The sequence below is a fragment of the Snodgrassella sp. W8158 genome (assembly GCF_016100435.1).
Classification (GTDB): Bacteria; Pseudomonadota; Gammaproteobacteria; order Burkholderiales; family Neisseriaceae; genus Snodgrassella; species Snodgrassella alvi.
Window position 1 is genome coordinate 1 of record NZ_JACFSM010000021.1, and the last position, 291, is coordinate 291.

General features: G+C 33.0%; 1 protein-coding gene. It reads right to left on the reverse strand.

Going from position 1 to position 291, the window contains the following annotated elements; translation table 11 throughout:
- Nucleotides 1-103: 103 nt before the first annotated feature.
- Nucleotides 104-291 (reverse strand): hypothetical protein (locus tag H3V11_RS11740; protein ID WP_198224564.1); only part of this gene is annotated, 188 nt, incomplete at its 5' end.

Here is a 291-nt window from a genome sequence, read left to right on the forward strand (position 1 = left end):
TTCTTTATTAGCTAATTTACTCAGAATTTCTTGTTTAATCACTTCAACTCCTTTCTTATTTCAGGTTGTAAAACTCAATTAAAAAACCAGCGGTTAGCTGGCTTTATTTATGTTCATCAGAACGCTTATAAGTAATCTTTCCTTTAACTCTACCACCATTGATATTTTCAATGGTGAAAGTGTTAACGTCTCCCCTAATCAATCCGCCATCGTTGATAATTTCATCGGCATCAACATCTCCACGTATCTGACCACCATTGATATTTTTAATTTTAATAGTGTTAACGTTTC